This window comes from Streptomyces sp. NPDC049627, from assembly GCF_044465645.1.
Lineage (GTDB): Bacteria > Actinomycetota > Actinomycetes > Streptomycetales > Streptomycetaceae > Streptomyces.
Window position 1 is genome coordinate 328,058 of the sequence record NZ_JBITLW010000001.1, and the last position, 14,977, is coordinate 343,034.

The window sequence follows — 14,977 nt, forward strand, 5'->3', positions numbered from 1 at the left end:
TGATCTTGAAAGGCCGGAGCCGGTTCTCGTCCCCTGTTCTCCTGTCTCCTCTGCCGTCTCATCTTCTGGAGCGTTCTGTCGTGCACACCGTTGTCGAGACCGACGTACTGATCGTGGGCAGCGGTCCGGCGGGCGCCTCGGCCGCGCTCGCGCTGAGCACCTACGGCGTGCGCAACATCGTCGTCACCCGGTACGGGCACCTCGCGGACACCCCCCGCGCGCACATCACCAACCAGCGGACCATGGAGGTGCTGCGCGATCTGGGCGTCGAGGAGGACGTGATCGCCCAGGCGACGCCCCAGCATCTGATGGGCAACACGACCTTCTGCACCAGCCTGGCCGGCGAGGAGCTGGGCCGGGTGCGCTCCTGGGGCAACGATCCGCTCGTGCAGGCGGCACACGAGTTGGCCGGCCCGACCCGCATGTGCGACATGCCGCAGCACCTGATGGAACCGGTGCTGGTGAACGCGGCGATCGCGCGCGGCACCGACTTCCGCTTCAGCACGGTCTACAAGTCCTTCGTCCAGGACCAGGGCGGTGTCACGGTCACCGTCGAGGACCGGCTGCGCGGCGACGAGTACACCATCCGCGCCCAGTACCTCATCGGCGCCGACGGCGGCCGTTCCAAGGTCGCCGAGGACGCCGGGCTGCCGATGGGCGGCCAGATGGGCGTCGCGGGCAGCATCAACATCGTCTTCGACGCGGATCTGTCGAAGTACACCGCGCACCGGCCCTCCACCCTCTACTGGGTGCTCGCGCCCGGCGCGACCGTCGGCGGCATCGGAGCGGGCCTGGTGCGCTGCGTGCGGCCCTGGAACGAGTGGCTGATCGTGTGGGGTTACGACGTCACCGCGGGCGCCCCCGACCTCACCGAGGAGTACGCCCTGTCGGTCGTGCGGCAGTTGGTGGGCGACGACGAGATACCGGTGACGATCAAGTCGTCGTCGGCGTGGACGGTCAACGAGATGTACGCGGAGACCTACGCCAACGGCCGCGTCTTCTGCGCAGGTGACGCGGTGCACCGCCATCCGCCGTCCAACGGGCTCGGCTCCAACACCTCGATCCAGGACTCCTACAACCTGGCCTGGAAGCTGAAGCTCGTCCTCGACGGCGTCGCCACGCCGAAGCTCCTCGACACCTACGACGCCGAGCGGGCTCCGGTCGGCAAGCAGATCGTGACCCGGGCCAACAAGTCCATCGCCGAGACGGCCCCGGTCTTCGAGGCGCTCGACGGGCTGTCGCCGCAGACCCCCGAGCAGCTGTGGGCCAACATCGCCGCGCGCAAGGACGCCACCGAGGAGGCCGAGAAGCAGCGGGCCGCGCTGCGCGAGGCGATCGCGTTCAAGGTGTACGAGTTCAACGCGCACGGCGTCGACCTCAACCAGCGCTATTCCGCCGAAAGCTCCGCCGCGGTCGTCCCGGACGGCACGCCCGACCCGGGCTTCACCCGCGACCCGGAGCTGTACCACCAGCCCACGTCCCGCCCCGGCGCCAAGCTCCCGCACGCCTGGATCACCTCCGGGACCCGGACCCTGTCCACCCTCGACACCGTCGGCAAGGGCCGCTTCACGCTGCTCACCGGCATCGGCGGCGACGCCTGGGTGCGGGCGGCCGCGGCCCAGCCCCTCGACATCGCCACGGTGGTGATCGGACCGGGGCAGGAGTACGAGGACCCGTACGGAGACTGGGCGAACCTCAGGGAGATCTCCGACGCGGGCGCCCTCCTCGTACGCCCCGACGGGTACGTGGCGTTCCGGCACGCCGGCGCGGCCGAGGACGCCGAACGGTTGCTCACGGACGCGCTGCGGCGGATTCTCGGGCACGGTTGAGAGGGCACGGTCGAGATGTGCGCCCAGGTAGCCGGGAATCACGATGCGGGGAAGGAGCCGACATGAGCGGCGAGCCGACTGTCACCGACGAGGCCGTCGCCAGTCTGGACGGGACCGCCGATCCGCGCCTGCGGGAGCTGCTGGCCGGCCTGATCCGGCATCTGCACGCCTTCGCGCGCGAGAGCCGGCTGACCCAGCAGGAGTGGGAGCGGGCGATCGGGTTCCTGACGGCGACCGGGCAGGCGTGCACCGACACCCGTCAGGAGTTCATCCTGCTGTCGGACGTGCTCGGGCTGTCGATGCTGGTCGAGACCCTCAACGAACGGCAGGGGCCGGGCGCCACCGAGTCGACGGTGCTGGGCCCCTTCCACATGACCGAGTCCCCGGTGCGCGAGCTCGGCGCGACCATCGACCTGGTCGGTGACGGCGAGCCGTGCGTGGTCAGCGGCCGGGTGCTGTCCCGGGACGGCGATCCCCTGTCCGGCGCGGTGATCGACGTGTGGCAGGCCGACGGGCACGGTTTCTACGACGTGCAGCGCCCTGACGTGCAGCCGCCGGGCAACGGTCGGGGCCTGTTCACGGCGGACGCCGAGGGCCGCTTCTGGTTCCGTACGTGCGTGCCGAGCCCGTACCCGATCCCGACGGACGGCCCTGTCGGCGACCTGCTCCGCGCCACCGGACGGCATCCTTACCGCCCGGCCCACATCCACTTCATCGCCTCGGCCGCCGGCCACACGCCGGTGACGACGCACATCTTCGTGGCGGGCAGTGAGTATCTGGACTCCGACGCGGTGTTCGCCGTCAAGCCGAGCCTGGTGCAGGACTTCACGGAGACCGACGATCCGGCACTGGCGCGGGAGTTCGGCGTCGGCAACCCCTTCCGGCACGCGCGTTTCGACCTCGTACTGGAGCGGGCGTGAAGGACGTCCTCGACTTCGCGTACGAGACCCGGCCGGTGCGGGTCGTGTTCCGGCCCGGTGCCGCGGTGTCGGCGACGCCCGACGAGGCCGAACGCCTCGGGCTGCGGCGGCTGTTGGTGGTGTGCGGTGCGCGCGGGGCGGACACCGCCCGGGCGGTCGCGGACGCGCTCGGCCCGGCCTGTGCGGGGCTGCACGACGGGGCGCGGATGCATGTGCCCGCCGAGGTCGCCGACCGGGCCGTCGAGGTGGCCCGGGCGGCGGGTGCCGACGGGTGCGTGGCGGTCGGCGGGGGCTCGTCGGTCGGGCTGGGCAAGGCGATCGCCCTGCGCACCGGCCTGCCGCTGATCGCGGTGCCGTCCACGTACTCCGGCTCGGAGATGACCCCGGTGTGGGGCCTGACGGAGCACGGCGCCAAGCGCACCGGCCGCGATCCGAAGGTGCTGCCGCGCAGTGTGGTCTACGATCCCGAGCTCACCCTCTCCCTGCCCGTGCCGCTCTCCGTGACGAGCGGGGTCAACGCGATCGCGCACGCCGTGGAGGCGCTGTACGCCCCCGACACCTCGCCGATGGTGGCGCTGATGGCCGAGGAGGGCGTACGGGCGATGGCGCGGGCCCTGCCGGACGTGGCCGCCGAGCCGGCGTCCCTAAAGGCACGCGGCCGTGCGCTGTACGGCGCCTGGCTGTGCGGCTCCTGCCTGGGCGCCACCACCATGGGCCTGCACCACAAGCTGTGCCATGTCCTGGGCGGCACCTTCGGCCTGCCGCACGCCGAGACGCACACGGTGGTCCTGCCGTACGCCCTGGCCCACAACGCGCCCGCCGCACCGGACGCGGCCGCCGCCGTGGCCCGCGCGCTGGACGCGGACGACGCGCCGACGGCTCTGTGGGAGCTGGCCGGACGCCTCGGCGCTCCCCGCTCCCTCGCCGAACTCGGCCTCACCGAGACCGACTTGGCGACGGCCGCCGCCCGGACCGCGGGCGAGGCGTACGCCAACCCCCGTCCGGTCACGGCCGACGGCGTGCTCGCTCTGCTCCGGGCGGCCTACGAGGGCGCACCGCCCACGGCTGCCGTCCGGTAAGCCTCTCGTTCCTCACTCACATCCCTCCCCCGTCCCCGAAGAAAGGTGATTGCGATGCCCCTCGGACTGCTCAGGAGTCGACGCTCCCGAGGGGTGCCAAGTGCCGGGTTTCCCGTGCCGTCCGGCGCGGGTGGCGTGGGGCGTGAGGTCGTGGATCCGGTGGGGCTGCCGATGCGGGGCGCCGAGGTGACGGTGACGGCGATGGACTCCCACGAGGTGGTGGTGCGCGGCACCACGGACCCGTACGGCCTGTTCTTCGCCGCGCTTCCGCCGGGCCGCTACGGCCTGCGGATCACTGCCGAGGGCCTCACGCCGCACCAGGAGACCCTGGACGTCATCGGCGGTACGACGCCGCCCACCGCGCGGGTCCAACTGATGTCGGGGCGGCAGCTGGACCTCCCGGTCCCCGGCACCTGGCTCTTCGACCCGCCGCACACGGCGATCCGGTTCATCGCCAAGCACGTCGGGATGGCCCATGTGCACGGCCGGTTCGAGCGGTTCACGGGCGGGATACAGGTGGCCCCCGACATGACCGACTCGCGTGTGTCTGTGCGCATCGAGGCCGCCAGCATCACCACGGGCAACAACACCCGGGACAACCACCTGCGTTCGGCCGACTTCCTGCACGTCGAGCGCTACCCGTACATCGACTTCACCAGCACGCGTTTCGCGTACCGGGGCGGCGCCAAGTGGACGCTCCACGGCTCCCTGACCATGCATGGGATCAGCCGCTCCGTCGAGCTGGACACGACGTATCTGGGGTCGGTCAACGGCGGTTACGGCGAGGAGCTACGGTGCGCGGCGCTGGCCAGGGCGGAGCTGCACCGGGAGGACTACACGCTCAACTGGCGCAGCATGCTCGCCCGTGGCATCGCGGTGGTCGGGCCCGCGGTCCAGCTGGAACTGGACGTGCAGGCGATGTACCGCACGCACGACACCCCGACGCCTCCGGAATAGGCGGGGCTGGCCGAGAGGTACCTCACGCCCTGGTTACGTTTTGCTCAACCTCTGGTTGCGGCACGGTGATCGGGTGACCATAGGGTCATGAAACTGGCCCAACGCGCCATGGAACGACTGGAAGTCTGGCCCGACCTCAGTTCGGGCCCGGCCAGTTGCGGCACAGGCCGGGCCCTGCGCTCCGTCCACAGCGAGATCGTGCACTTCCACTCCGACCACGACGTGGACCTGCATCTCACCGAGGGGGCCATCGAGCGCTTTCGCGGCGACCTGCAGGAGTCGACCGCGATCCGGCTGGTTCCCGGCTCCCGCTGGGTGACCGTCCACCTCGACTGCGACACCGATGTCGATCTGCTGATGAGCCTGGTCAGCGTCGCGCTCAAGGCCCATCAGACCGGGCCGTCCCCCGCCGGTCTCCGGGCCCGGTCCGAGTGCAACTTCCGCCGCGTCACGGTGATGCCCCGCTAGCGCCGGGCGTCAGTGCCGGGGATTGTCAGACAGGTCCTGGGGCTCCGAGTCGTCCTCCCCCGCCTCCAGCAGGCCCGCCGCCGCGCCGACGATCCGGGGGTCCGGGGTGCCGACGATCTCCTCGTCCTTGTCGGTGTAGTCGAAGCGGGCCAGTACGCTGCGCATGGCCTCGACGCGGGCCCGCTTCTTGTCGTTGCTCTTCACCACGGTCCAGGGCGCGTGCTCGGTGTCCGTCTCACGGAACATGGCGACCTTGGCGGCGGTGTAGTCGTCCCAGCGGTCCAGCGAGGCCAGGTCCATGGGGCTCAGCTTCCACTGCCGTACGGGATCGACCTGGCGGATGGTGAACCGGGTGCGCTGCTCGCCCCGGGACACCGAGAACCAGAACTTGACCAGGTCCACCCCGTCGTCCACCAGCATCCGCTCGAAGGCGGGGGCCTGTCGCATGAAGCGCCGGTACTCGTCGTCGGTGCAGAAGCCCATCACGCGTTCCACGCCGGCCCGGTTGTACCAGGACCGGTCGAACAGCACGATCTCGCCCGCGGTGGGCAGGTGCTGCACGTACCGCTGGAAGTACCACTGTCCGCGCTCACGCTCGGTCGGCTTCTCCAGCGCCACCACGCGGGCGCCGCGCGGGTTGAGGTGCTCGGTGAAGCGCTTGATCGTGCCGCCCTTGCCGGCCGCGTCCCGGCCCTCGAAGACGATGACGAGACGCCGGCCGCTCTCCTTGATCCAGCTCTGCAGCTTCAGCAGTTCGATCTGCTGGAGCCGCTTGTGCCACTCGTACTCCGGGCGCTCCATGCGCTGTTCGTAGGGGTAGTTCTCGCGCCAGGTGTCCACCGGGCTGCCGTCCGGCCGGATCAGCACGGGGTCGTCCTGGTCTGTGTAGTCGACGCGCAGCCCTGACAGCAGTTCGGTGTCCAGGCACCGATGCAAGCGAGCGCTTTCGTACGCACGGCGAACCCCAGGCAAAGATCAGTCATAGGTGACGTCCCTGCCGCCGTCCCCCCGGTGGCCGTCCTCAGGGTTCAGAGGTTGCCGGTCATCGTTCCGGCGAGATCAGCGTGCCGCGTCCTCGACGAGCCGGGCGAGGTTGGCCAGCGCCATCCGGGTGCCGGTCTCGTTGTCCTGCGCGGGAACGGCGTCGGGCAGCCCCTCGTGCACGACGAGGACGTCGGTGCCGTCGCCGGTGTCGGTGAGGGTGGTGGTCATCGTCATGGTGCCGCGCAGGGCGGGGTCGTCGGTCTCGAACTCGACCTCTTCGACGACCTGTTCGTCCGGCACCAGGCGCACGAAGTGACCGTGGTAGGTGTCGGTGTGCGGGTCCGACTTGCCGGTGCCGGTGGGCAGGTCATAGGTGAGCGAGACCCGGAACGCCCCGCCTTCCCTGCCGTCGAACTCGTGCACCCGCGCGGTCATACCGTCCGGGACCCGCCACCGGGCGACGGCGTCCGCGTCCAGCAGGGCTCGGTAGACGGTCGCGCGGGAGGCGTTCACATGCCGGGAGACGCGCGTCGAGTGCATGGCCTCACGATAGCGGCGGGGGTGCACAGCGCCAGCCGGACGCGGCGAGGGCGAGGCCCCGGGGTCACGCCCGTGTCAGGGGGACTCCCAGTGCGCCAGTGCGCGCATCGCCGCCGTGGTCCGGGTGAACCCCTCCTCGCCGAGCAGCGCCCGCACCTCGTCGTTGAACCGGTCGACCTCCGGCTGCGCGGCGTCGAGAGCGGCGGCGCCGTCGCCGGTCAACTCCAGTACCACCGCCCGGTGTTCCTGCGGATGGGCCCGCTTGACGAGCAGACCGGCCGCGGTGAGCCGGCCGACCAGTCCGGTGACGGCGGACTCGCGCAGTCCGAGGATGCGGGCCAGTCGCTGCTGGGTGATGCCCGGCTCGTCCCGGACCGCGAACAGCGCGCCGAGCTGGGCCGTGGTGATCCCGGCGGCGGCCAGCAACCGCCGGTCGGTGGCGGTCCGCAGCTGGTGCGCCGCCCGTTGGAGCAGGAAGAACAGACGCTGATCGGGCTCGGGCATGGACCGATGTTGACAGACGACGCCGGACGGCGCCATCCTCACTTCACTAGTGAAGTGAGGTGCGCGACGTGAACGACACCCCCGACCTGGCCCTCGCCCGCAAGGTGCTGGCGGCCCAGCCCTTCAGCGTGCTGCTGGGCGCCAGGCTGACGGCCTTCGGCGACGGCGAGGCGATCCTCGAACTGGACCTTCGCGAGGAGTTGCTGCAGCAGCACGGCTTCGCCCACGGCGGTCTGCTCAGCTATGCGGCGGACAACGCGCTGTCCTTCGCCGCCGGCGCCGAGGTCGGTCTCGGCGTGCTGAGCGCCGGTTTCACCATCGACTTCCTGCGCCCCGCCAAGGGCGAGACCCTGCGCGCCCATGCCCGGGTGGTCCGGGCCGGACGTACCCGTGCGGTGGTCCGCTGTGACCTGACGACGGTCGACGGCGACGGCGTTCCGACCCTGTGCGCGGTCGCCCAGGGCTCCATCGCGGTCACCGAACCGACGCGGGGCACCGAACGCGACGCACCCTGACCGCTTCCCTACCGGCCGCGGGTCCTCACCCCCCTGAGACACGCTCAAGTACTCAGCGCACGAGACAGGGCCGCTTCGCGTCGAAGGTCCAGCCCTCGATCAGGTACTGCATGCCGATGGCGTCGTCCCGGCCCGACAATGCCTTCTCCCGGTACAGCTCGTGTGCGGCGAGGAGCCGGTCCCGGTCCAGGCGGACTCCCAGTCCGGGCGTGTCCGGTACGGCGACCTCGCCGCCGGTGATCCGGGGCGGGTCGACGGTGAGCCGCTCCCGGCCCTCCTGCCAGATCCAGTGGGTGTCGAGGGCGTTGTACTCACCCGGAGCGGCCGCTCCGCAGTGGGCCATCATCGCCAGGGAGATGTCGAAGTGGTTGTTGGAGTGGCAGCCCCAGGTCAGCCCCATCGCATTGCACAGCTGGGCGACCCGCACCGAGCCCTGCATGGTCCAGAAGTGCGGGTCGGCGAGCGGGATGGACACCGACTGCAGGGCCAGGGCATGGGTGAGCTGGCGCCAGTCCGTGGCGATCATGTTGGTCGCCGTGGGCAGCCCGGTGGCCCGGCGGAACTCCGCGAGGATCTCGCGGCCTGAGTAGCCGCCCTCCGCCCCGCAGGGGTCCTCGGCGTAGGCGAGCGTGCCGACGAGGGGGCGGCACAGTTCGACGGCCTCACGCAGGGACCAGGCGCCGTTGGGGTCGAGGGTGATCCGCGCCTCGGGGAAGCGCTCCTTGAGGGCCTGAACGGCCTTCACCTCCTGCGCACCGGGCAGGACTCCGCCCTTGAGCTTGAAGTCGCAAAAGCCGTAGCGGTCGTAGGCGGCCTCGGCCTGCCGGACGATCGCCTCGGAGGTGAGCGCCTCCTCGTGCCGGATGCGGTACCACTCGACGTCCGCGTGGGGTGCGCGGACGTAGTCCAGGTCGGTGCGGTCCGGGTCGCCGACGTAGAAGAGGTAGCCCAGCACCCGTACGCTGTCGCGCTGTTTGCCGTCGCCCAGCAGGGCGGCGACCGGAACCTCCAGATGCTGCCCGAGCAGGTCGAGGAGCGCCGACTCGACAGCGGTGACCGCGTGCACCGTCGTACGCAGGTCGAAGGTCTGGGCTCCGCGACCGCCCGAGTCGCGGTCGGCGAAGGTCGCCCCGATCGTCTGCAGGACGCGCTTGTAGTCGCCGAGGCGGGCGCCGACGATCAAGGGTTCCGCGTCACGCAGGGTCCGGGTGATCTTCTCGCCGCCGGGCACCTCACCCAGGCCCGTGCGGCCCTCGGAGTCCTCCAGGACCACGACGTTGCGTGTGAAGCAGGGGGCGTGGGCTCCGGAGAGGTTGAGGAGCATCGAGTCGCGGCCGGCGACCGGGAAGACGGAGAAGCGGGTGACGACGGGCTGACTCATGGATGGCGGGTGCCGTTCTCGTGAGGGGTTCAGCAAAATGAACAGGGTCCTCATATGAAGACGTCGTTTGTATATGAGGACGGAGATTATGATCGTGGACGGTCGAGGTCAATGGGACCGCACCGGCGGAATCACCCGCCGGTGCGTCCGGCAGACGGCTCCGCCTGCCAGCCGCGCCAGCGCTGCACGGTGATCGCGATCACCGGCCCGTCCGGCGGTTGCCGCACGTACTGGGGGTATTTCTGCCGCAACAGCTCGATGGCGGCGGCGTACTCGTCACGCGCATCACTCGCGTCGGGCATGTCGGGCATGTCGGCCGGAAGGACGTGGGCGCCGCCGTCCGCCCGGACCCACCACAGGCGGTCCCAGTCGTCGTCGTACATGTCCGCCAGGACGCAGACGGCCGGGTGGACGGCGATGTTGTGCAGCCGCCTGAGCTGCCCGGACCGTTTCGGTTTCCGGTCGACGGCGGTGACGATCTCGTCGCCGCGCACCGCGAACACGACCGGCACCAGATGGGGCCGGCCCGCGGGATCGACCGTCGCCAGCCGTGCGACAGGCGCCTCGGCGAACCGCCTGCGCGCCTCGTCCTGCTCCATGTCCGGCATGTCGGCTCTCCTTCGGCTCTCCGCGATAGGCGATGCCCTGTCGCGGGTACCCGGCTCGGCACAGGACGCCTCGTGGGGAGATGACTCGGATGCTGTTCCTCGGCCTGCTCCTCCTCGTGGCCACCGGTGTCTTCACCGGGCTGGTCATCGCCGACAACCTGTCCGGCGGTCCCGAGTACACGGTGTCGGTGCTCGGTCAGGACATCGCCACCATGAACACACTGGCCGTCTTCTGCTCGGGCCTCGCCCTGGCACTCATCTTCTGCCTGGGTCTGATCCTGGCGACGAGCCGCAGGGGTAACTCCCGCCATCGCAAGCCGCGACGGCACCTGACCAGCGGTGGCTTCCCGTCCCGCCGGACGGCGGATCCCGACGCCCGCGCCTGAGCGGCCCGACAGCCGAGAGGTGGTGCACATGGTCGGCGACACCGACGACGACATCGAGACGCGGCGGCGCGGCGGAAGCGGCCATCGGGCGGTGCCGCACACGGCCGACGTGCGGATCGAGGCGTGGGGCGTGAGCCGCGAGCGCTGTCTGGTGGAGGCCGCGCTGGGAATGGTGGAGTGCTTCGCGGACGTCGCGGCGGTACGGCCCACCTCGGTGGAGCGGGTGCAGTTCGCGGAGGAGAGCGACGAGGATCTGCTGACCGCACTCCTCGACGAGGTCGTCTTCCGCCTCGACGTGGACGGCCGCGTCCCGGTCGACCTGGAGGCCGACACCACGGACGGGGACCTGGACGTACGGCTCGCGCTGGCCGACCTGGCGGACGTGGAGGTCACCGGCGCCACCCCGAAGGGCGTCTCCTGGCACGGCCTGCACATCGGGCCGGATCCGTACGGGTGGTCGTGTGCGGTGACCGTGGACGTGTGAGGCATGACGTATGAGGCACGACCTGTAAGGCATGACCTGTGAGGCACGACCTGTGAGGCACGACCTGTGAGGCATACGGCCCTCCCTGCGACCTCAGCCCTTCACCACCCCCAGCGGCACCAGCCGGGCCACCGTCCGGCACAGTCCCGCGCCCTCGCTCGCGGCCACCACCTCGCTCACGTCCTTGTACGCCTCGGGCGTCTCCTCCGCCAGGCCGCGCAGTGACCGCGGGCGCACCGCGATGCCCGCCGACTCCAGCCGGGCCCGCAGTTCCCGGCCGCCCACCGCGCGGGCGGCCTTGTGGCGGCTGAGGACCCGGCCCGCACCGTGGCAGGTGGAGGAGAAGGCGCCTCCACCGGGCACCCCGACGAGGACGTAGGAGGCTGTGCCCATCGTCCCGGGAATCAGCACCGGCTGGCCGACCTCGCGCAGGTCGGTGGGCAGGTCGGGATGGCCGGGCGGGAAGGCGCGGGTCGCGCCCTTGCGGTGGACGCACAGGGTGCGACGGGCGCCGGCCACCGGGTGGGTCTCGATCTTGGCGAGGTTGTGGGAGACGTCGTACACCAGCGACAGCCGGGCGCCCGCGGCCCGGCGAAAGACCTTGCGGGCGGCGTCGGACAGCAACTGGCGGTTGGCGCGGCCGTAGTTGGCCGCTGCGGCCATCGCGCCCAGGTACCGCTGCCCCTCGGGCGACTCGACCGGAGTGCAGGCCAGTTGGCGGTCGGGGACGTCGATGCCGTGCCGGGACATCGCGCGGTCCATCAGCCGGACGTGGTCCGTGCAGATCTGATGGCCGAGGCCGCGGGAACCGCAGTGGATCATCACGCACACCTGGCCGGGGGCGAGCCCGAACGCGGCGGCGGCCGTCGCGTCGTACACCTCGTCGACGCGCTGCACCTCCAGGAAGTGGTTGGCGGACCCGAGGCTGCCGACCTGGCCGAGGCCGCGTTCGCGGGCCCGGGCGCTGACCTGGTCGACGTCGGCGTCGGCGACCGCCCCGCCGTCCTCGCAGCGCGTCAGGTCGCGTTCCTCGCCGTGGCCCTGCTCCACCGCGTACCGGGAGCCGCCGCACAGGATCCGCTCCAGCTGCCCGGGGCCGGTCAGGTGCCACACCCCGCCCGGTCCGGCGCCCCGCGGAATCGCCGGGTCCAGGCCGTCCATCACCGCCTGCAGCGCGGATCCCAGCCCCGTGCGGTCGGTGTCGACGGCCAGCAGCCGTACGCCGCAGGAGATGTCGAAGCCGACCCCGCCGGGCGAGACGACGCCGCCCTCGGCCACGTCGGTCGCGGCGACGCCGCCGATGGGAAAGCCGTAGCCCCAGTGGATGTCGGGCATGGCGTACGACGCACCGACGATCCCGGGCAGCGTGGCCACGTTGACCACCTGCTCCAGTGACTTCTCGGCGTCCCTCAGCAGTCGCCGGGACGCGAACACGACGCCCGGTACGCGCATCGCGCCGTGCGGGTCGATACGGAAGCGGTGGGGAGCTTCCTCGACCAGTTCCATGACAGCCTCCCGCGCCTCGGCCGACACCCCGGTCCCCTGAGCCCGGCACGCAGGTGCGGGGTACCCGCGCGCGGGAGTCCGTATCGCTCCGGGTGCCGCGGCCGGCATCGGGGGTGCCCCGGCCTCGTACCGTGGAGAGGCACCGCGGGCTCGTACCGTTGAGACATGAGCGGCGGCACCGTGACGCTGTTCGTCTGTGGCGACGTGATGCTCGGACGCGGCGTCGACCAGATCCTGGCCCGGCCGGGCGACCCCGAGCTGCGGGAGGGGTACGTCACCGACGCCCGGTCGTACGTGGGCATGGCGGAGGCGGTGAACGGCCCGATTCCGGCGCCGGTCGATCCCTCCTGGCCGTGGGGCGAGGCGCTGGGGCTGCTGGAGGCGAGCCCGCCGGACGTGCGGATCGTCAACCTGGAGACCTCCGTGACGCGCAGTGACGCGTTCGAGCCCGGCAAGGCTGTCCACTACCGCATGCATCCGGCCAACCTGCCGGCCCTCACGGTGGCCCGGCCCGATGTCTGCGTCCTGGCCAACAACCATGTGCAGGACTTCGGCCGCGCGGGCCTGGAGGAGACGCTCGACGTGCTGCACGGAGCGGGTCTGCGGACGGCGGGCGCGGGACGGAGCGCTGAGGAGGCGTACGCGCCCGTGGCTCTGCCGCTCCCCCACGGCGGCCGGGTGCTCGTCTTCGCTCTCGGCGCGGCCAACAGTGGCGTCCCGGCGGGCTGGGCGGCGACGGCTGACCTTCCGGGCGTCGCCTACGTTCCGGAGCTGTCGCCGGTCACGGCCGCCGCCGCGGTGCGGCGCATACGGCAGGTGAAGCGGACGGGCGACATCGTCGTCGTGTCCGTGCACTGGGGCTCCAACTGGGGCTATCTCGTCTCCCGCGACCAGCGCCGCTTCGCGCACGCCCTGGTGGACGGTGGCGCCGACCTCGTCCACGGCCACTCCTCGCATCACCCCCGCCCCGTCGAGGTCTACCGGGACCGGCTGATCCTGCACGGCTGCGGCGACTTCATCGACGACTACGAGGGCATCCCCGGGTACGAGGAGTACCGCGACGATCTCCGCATCGCCCATGTCGTCACGGTGGCCGCGGACACCGGTGCGCTCACCGGTCTGCGCATGGTGCCACTGCTCGCCCGCCGGATGCGGCTGGAGCACCCGTCGGCGGCGGACCTCGGCTGGCTCCACACCACCCTCGACCGCATCAGCCAGGGCGTCCACGTAACCCTGGGCGCGGACGGCACGCTCGCCCTGGCCGGTCCCGCCACCCGGGCCGGACCGTGACCCGCCGGCTCCGGCTGACCCTGCTCGGCGTCGGCGCGATGAACTCGCCCCGTTTCGCCCCGGCCGGTCTGCTGCTGCGCCACGCCGGACAGCGCGTGGCCTTCGACGGCGGTCCCGGGGCCGAACCGCCACCCGGGCCGCTGGCCGCCTGGCTGGTCACCGACGAGCAGGCGGAGCTGCGGTCCTTGCTGCGCAGGAGCGCGGCCGAGCGGGACGTCGTCCTGCGCGCGGGTGATCTGGACGTGGGCGAGGTACGCGTGCGCTGCCGTCCCGTGGTGCACACCTCGCATCCGGCGTACGGGTATCGCGTCGAGGCCGGTGACCTGCTCGTGGTGTGGGCGCCGGAGTTCTGGGAGTTCCCGGCCGGGGCGGACCTGATGTTCGCGGAGGCCGCCGCCTGGAACCGGCCGATACGGTTCCGGGGCGGCGTCGGCGGCCACGCCGATGTGCACACCGTCGCCGAGGAGGCCGTACGGCACGGTGTGCGCCGCCTGGTCTGGGCCCATATCGGGCGGCCCGGCATCCGGGCGATCGACGCCGGGCTCAGGCCGCCGGCCGGTGAGTGGGGCGTCGAGGGGCGGACCTACACGCTGCGGCTGCCGCAGAGCGCGCCGAGCTGAGCACGGGCGGGCCGAGCCGCGCCTCATGCGCCGCGCAGTGCCTCCAGCACATCGGCGTCGGTCAGCTGCCCGAAGTCCTGGTACCACTCCCCGACCGCGCTGAACAGCCTCGGCTCGTGCAGGCAGACGAACTCGTCGACCTCCCGGCGCAGTTCCTCCGCCGCCTCCGGCGCGCACACCGGTACGGCCAGCAGCAGGCGCTCGGGGTTCCGGTTGCGCACGGCACGCAGGGCGACGCGTGCCGTGGAGCCGGTCGCGACCCCGTCGTCGACGACGATCGCGGTACGACCGCGCAGTTCCGGAGCCGGCCGGCCCTCCCGGTAGCGCTCCTCGCGCCGCCGCAGCTCCTTGCGCTCCCGCTCCACCACCGGCGCCAGATCGGCCTCGCTCAGGCCCAGCCGGTACAGCGACGCCTCGTCGAAGAGCGGAGGGTCGTCGCCCGCGATTGCGCCGACCCCGAACTCCTCGTGGAACGGGGCGCCGATCTTGCGGACGACGAGAACGTCCAGCGGGGCGTCCAGCTCCCGGGCGATCTCCCGGGCGACCGCGACCCCGCCCCGGGGCAGCGCGAGGACCACGGGCTGCGGAAGGTTGCCCTTGTCCTGCCGGATGCGCAGCTGCTCCGCCAGCTCCCGCCCGGCCTCCTTGCGGTCACGGAACTGCATGGCTTCCCCTTCCGTTCCGTCGCCGCGTACCCCGCCCACCGGCACCGGACACCCCACAGGGTTCGACCGTCTTCCACGCCGCACGGGTCCCGACCTCCCGGACGGGCTGTCCTGGCGGGCTGGGCCCCCGTACCGGCGCCACGAAGGCGGTGCCGGTACGGCGGCCCCGATGACCGCCGACTTCGCGGCGCGGGTGCTGGAGTTGCAGATCGTGATCGGCACGGGCGGCCTGCCGCGGCGT

Annotated in this window: 17 protein-coding genes; 10 read left to right on the plus strand and 7 right to left on the minus strand. The window is 71.8% G+C overall.

All coding sequences use genetic code 11. From position 1 onward, the window contains the following. Positions 1-80: 80 nt before the first annotated feature. From ACIBU0_RS01500 to ACIBU0_RS01520, 5 genes are all read left to right on the plus strand, one after another. Complete coding sequence (locus ACIBU0_RS01500; protein WP_398809931.1) at positions 81-1,829, plus strand: FAD-dependent oxidoreductase; 1,749 nt, start codon at positions 81-83, stop codon at positions 1,827-1,829. Positions 1,830-1,891: 62 nt separating this feature from the next. Next, positions 1,892-2,749, plus strand: coding sequence for an intradiol ring-cleavage dioxygenase (locus ACIBU0_RS01505; protein ID WP_398809934.1), 858 nt, complete (start codon positions 1,892-1,894; stop codon positions 2,747-2,749). Then, positions 2,746-3,828 (plus strand): maleylacetate reductase, encoded by a 1,083-nt coding sequence (locus tag ACIBU0_RS01510; protein ID WP_398809937.1) that lies wholly within the window; start codon positions 2,746-2,748, stop codon positions 3,826-3,828. Before ACIBU0_RS01505 ends, ACIBU0_RS01510 begins: the two co-directional genes overlap by 4 nt. Positions 3,829-3,882: 54 nt before the next feature. Further along, a complete protein-coding gene (locus ACIBU0_RS01515) occupies positions 3,883-4,785 on the plus strand; it encodes a YceI family protein (protein ID WP_398809939.1) in 903 nt (300 codons plus the stop codon). An 87-nt stretch (positions 4,786-4,872) separates the two neighbouring features. Then, complete coding sequence (locus ACIBU0_RS01520; RefSeq protein ID WP_398809941.1) at positions 4,873-5,253, plus strand: luciferase family protein; 381 nt, start codon at positions 4,873-4,875, stop codon at positions 5,251-5,253. Between the two features lie 9 nt (positions 5,254-5,262). On the opposite strand, the gene ppk2 is transcribed toward ACIBU0_RS01520, so the two are convergent. From ppk2 to ACIBU0_RS01535, 3 genes are all read right to left on the minus strand, one after another. Continuing rightward, positions 5,263-6,189 (minus strand): polyphosphate kinase 2, encoded by a 927-nt coding sequence (gene ppk2 / locus ACIBU0_RS01525; RefSeq protein WP_398809944.1) that lies wholly within the window; start codon positions 6,187-6,189, stop codon positions 5,263-5,265. Between the two features lie 123 nt (positions 6,190-6,312). Continuing rightward, positions 6,313-6,777 carry an SRPBCC domain-containing protein gene (locus ACIBU0_RS01530; protein ID WP_398809947.1) on the minus strand — a complete coding sequence of 155 codons (465 nt, stop codon included), beginning with the start codon at positions 6,775-6,777 and terminating at the stop codon, positions 6,313-6,315. Positions 6,778-6,852: 75 nt separating this feature from the next. Further along, a complete protein-coding gene (locus ACIBU0_RS01535) occupies positions 6,853-7,281 on the minus strand; it encodes a MarR family winged helix-turn-helix transcriptional regulator (protein ID WP_398809950.1) in 429 nt (142 codons plus the stop codon). Positions 7,282-7,349: 68 nt separating this feature from the next. Here ACIBU0_RS01535 and ACIBU0_RS01540 point away from each other — a divergent pair, with 68 nt between their 5' ends. Next, positions 7,350-7,796: a PaaI family thioesterase gene (locus tag ACIBU0_RS01540; protein WP_398809952.1), complete on the plus strand. Its 447-nt coding sequence runs from the start codon at positions 7,350-7,352 to the stop codon at positions 7,794-7,796. A 52-nt stretch (positions 7,797-7,848) separates the two neighbouring features. Here ACIBU0_RS01540 and ACIBU0_RS01545 read toward each other — a convergent pair whose 3' ends face one another. After that, on the minus strand, positions 7,849-9,177 hold the full coding sequence (locus ACIBU0_RS01545) for an enolase C-terminal domain-like protein (protein ID WP_398809955.1): 1,329 nt from the start codon (positions 9,175-9,177) through the stop codon (positions 7,849-7,851). Positions 9,178-9,308: 131 nt separating this feature from the next. After that, positions 9,309-9,785, minus strand: coding sequence for a TIGR03668 family PPOX class F420-dependent oxidoreductase (locus tag ACIBU0_RS01550; protein WP_398809958.1), 477 nt, complete (start codon positions 9,783-9,785; stop codon positions 9,309-9,311). A gap of 80 nt (positions 9,786-9,865) precedes the next feature. On the opposite strand from ACIBU0_RS01550, the gene ACIBU0_RS01555 reads away from it, so the two are divergent. Both ACIBU0_RS01555 and ACIBU0_RS01560 read left to right on the plus strand, forming a co-directional pair. Continuing rightward, entirely contained in the window at positions 9,866-10,171 is a 306-nt protein-coding gene (locus tag ACIBU0_RS01555; protein WP_398809961.1) for a hypothetical protein, read from the plus strand. 28 nt (positions 10,172-10,199) lie between these two features. After that, positions 10,200-10,655, plus strand: coding sequence for an archease (locus ACIBU0_RS01560; RefSeq protein ID WP_398809964.1), 456 nt, complete (start codon positions 10,200-10,202; stop codon positions 10,653-10,655). A 93-nt stretch (positions 10,656-10,748) separates the two neighbouring features. Here the strand turns inward: ACIBU0_RS01560 and ACIBU0_RS01565 are convergent, their stop codons facing one another. Next, positions 10,749-12,161, minus strand: a complete 1,413-nt coding sequence (locus tag ACIBU0_RS01565) for an RtcB family protein (protein WP_398809966.1) — start codon at positions 12,159-12,161, stop codon at positions 10,749-10,751. Between the two features lie 165 nt (positions 12,162-12,326). Here ACIBU0_RS01565 and ACIBU0_RS01570 point away from each other — a divergent pair, with 165 nt between their 5' ends. Continuing rightward, a complete protein-coding gene (locus tag ACIBU0_RS01570) occupies positions 12,327-13,451 on the plus strand; it encodes a CapA family protein (protein WP_398809969.1) in 1,125 nt (374 codons plus the stop codon). After that, entirely contained in the window at positions 13,448-14,071 is a 624-nt protein-coding gene (locus tag ACIBU0_RS01575; protein WP_398809971.1) for a hypothetical protein, read from the plus strand. Before ACIBU0_RS01570 ends, ACIBU0_RS01575 begins: the two co-directional genes overlap by 4 nt. Before the next feature lie 23 nt (positions 14,072-14,094). On the opposite strand, the gene ACIBU0_RS01580 is transcribed toward ACIBU0_RS01575, so the two are convergent. Further along, a complete protein-coding gene (locus tag ACIBU0_RS01580) occupies positions 14,095-14,736 on the minus strand; it encodes a phosphoribosyltransferase (RefSeq protein ID WP_398809974.1) in 642 nt (213 codons plus the stop codon). Between the last annotated feature and the right edge of the window lie 241 nt (positions 14,737-14,977).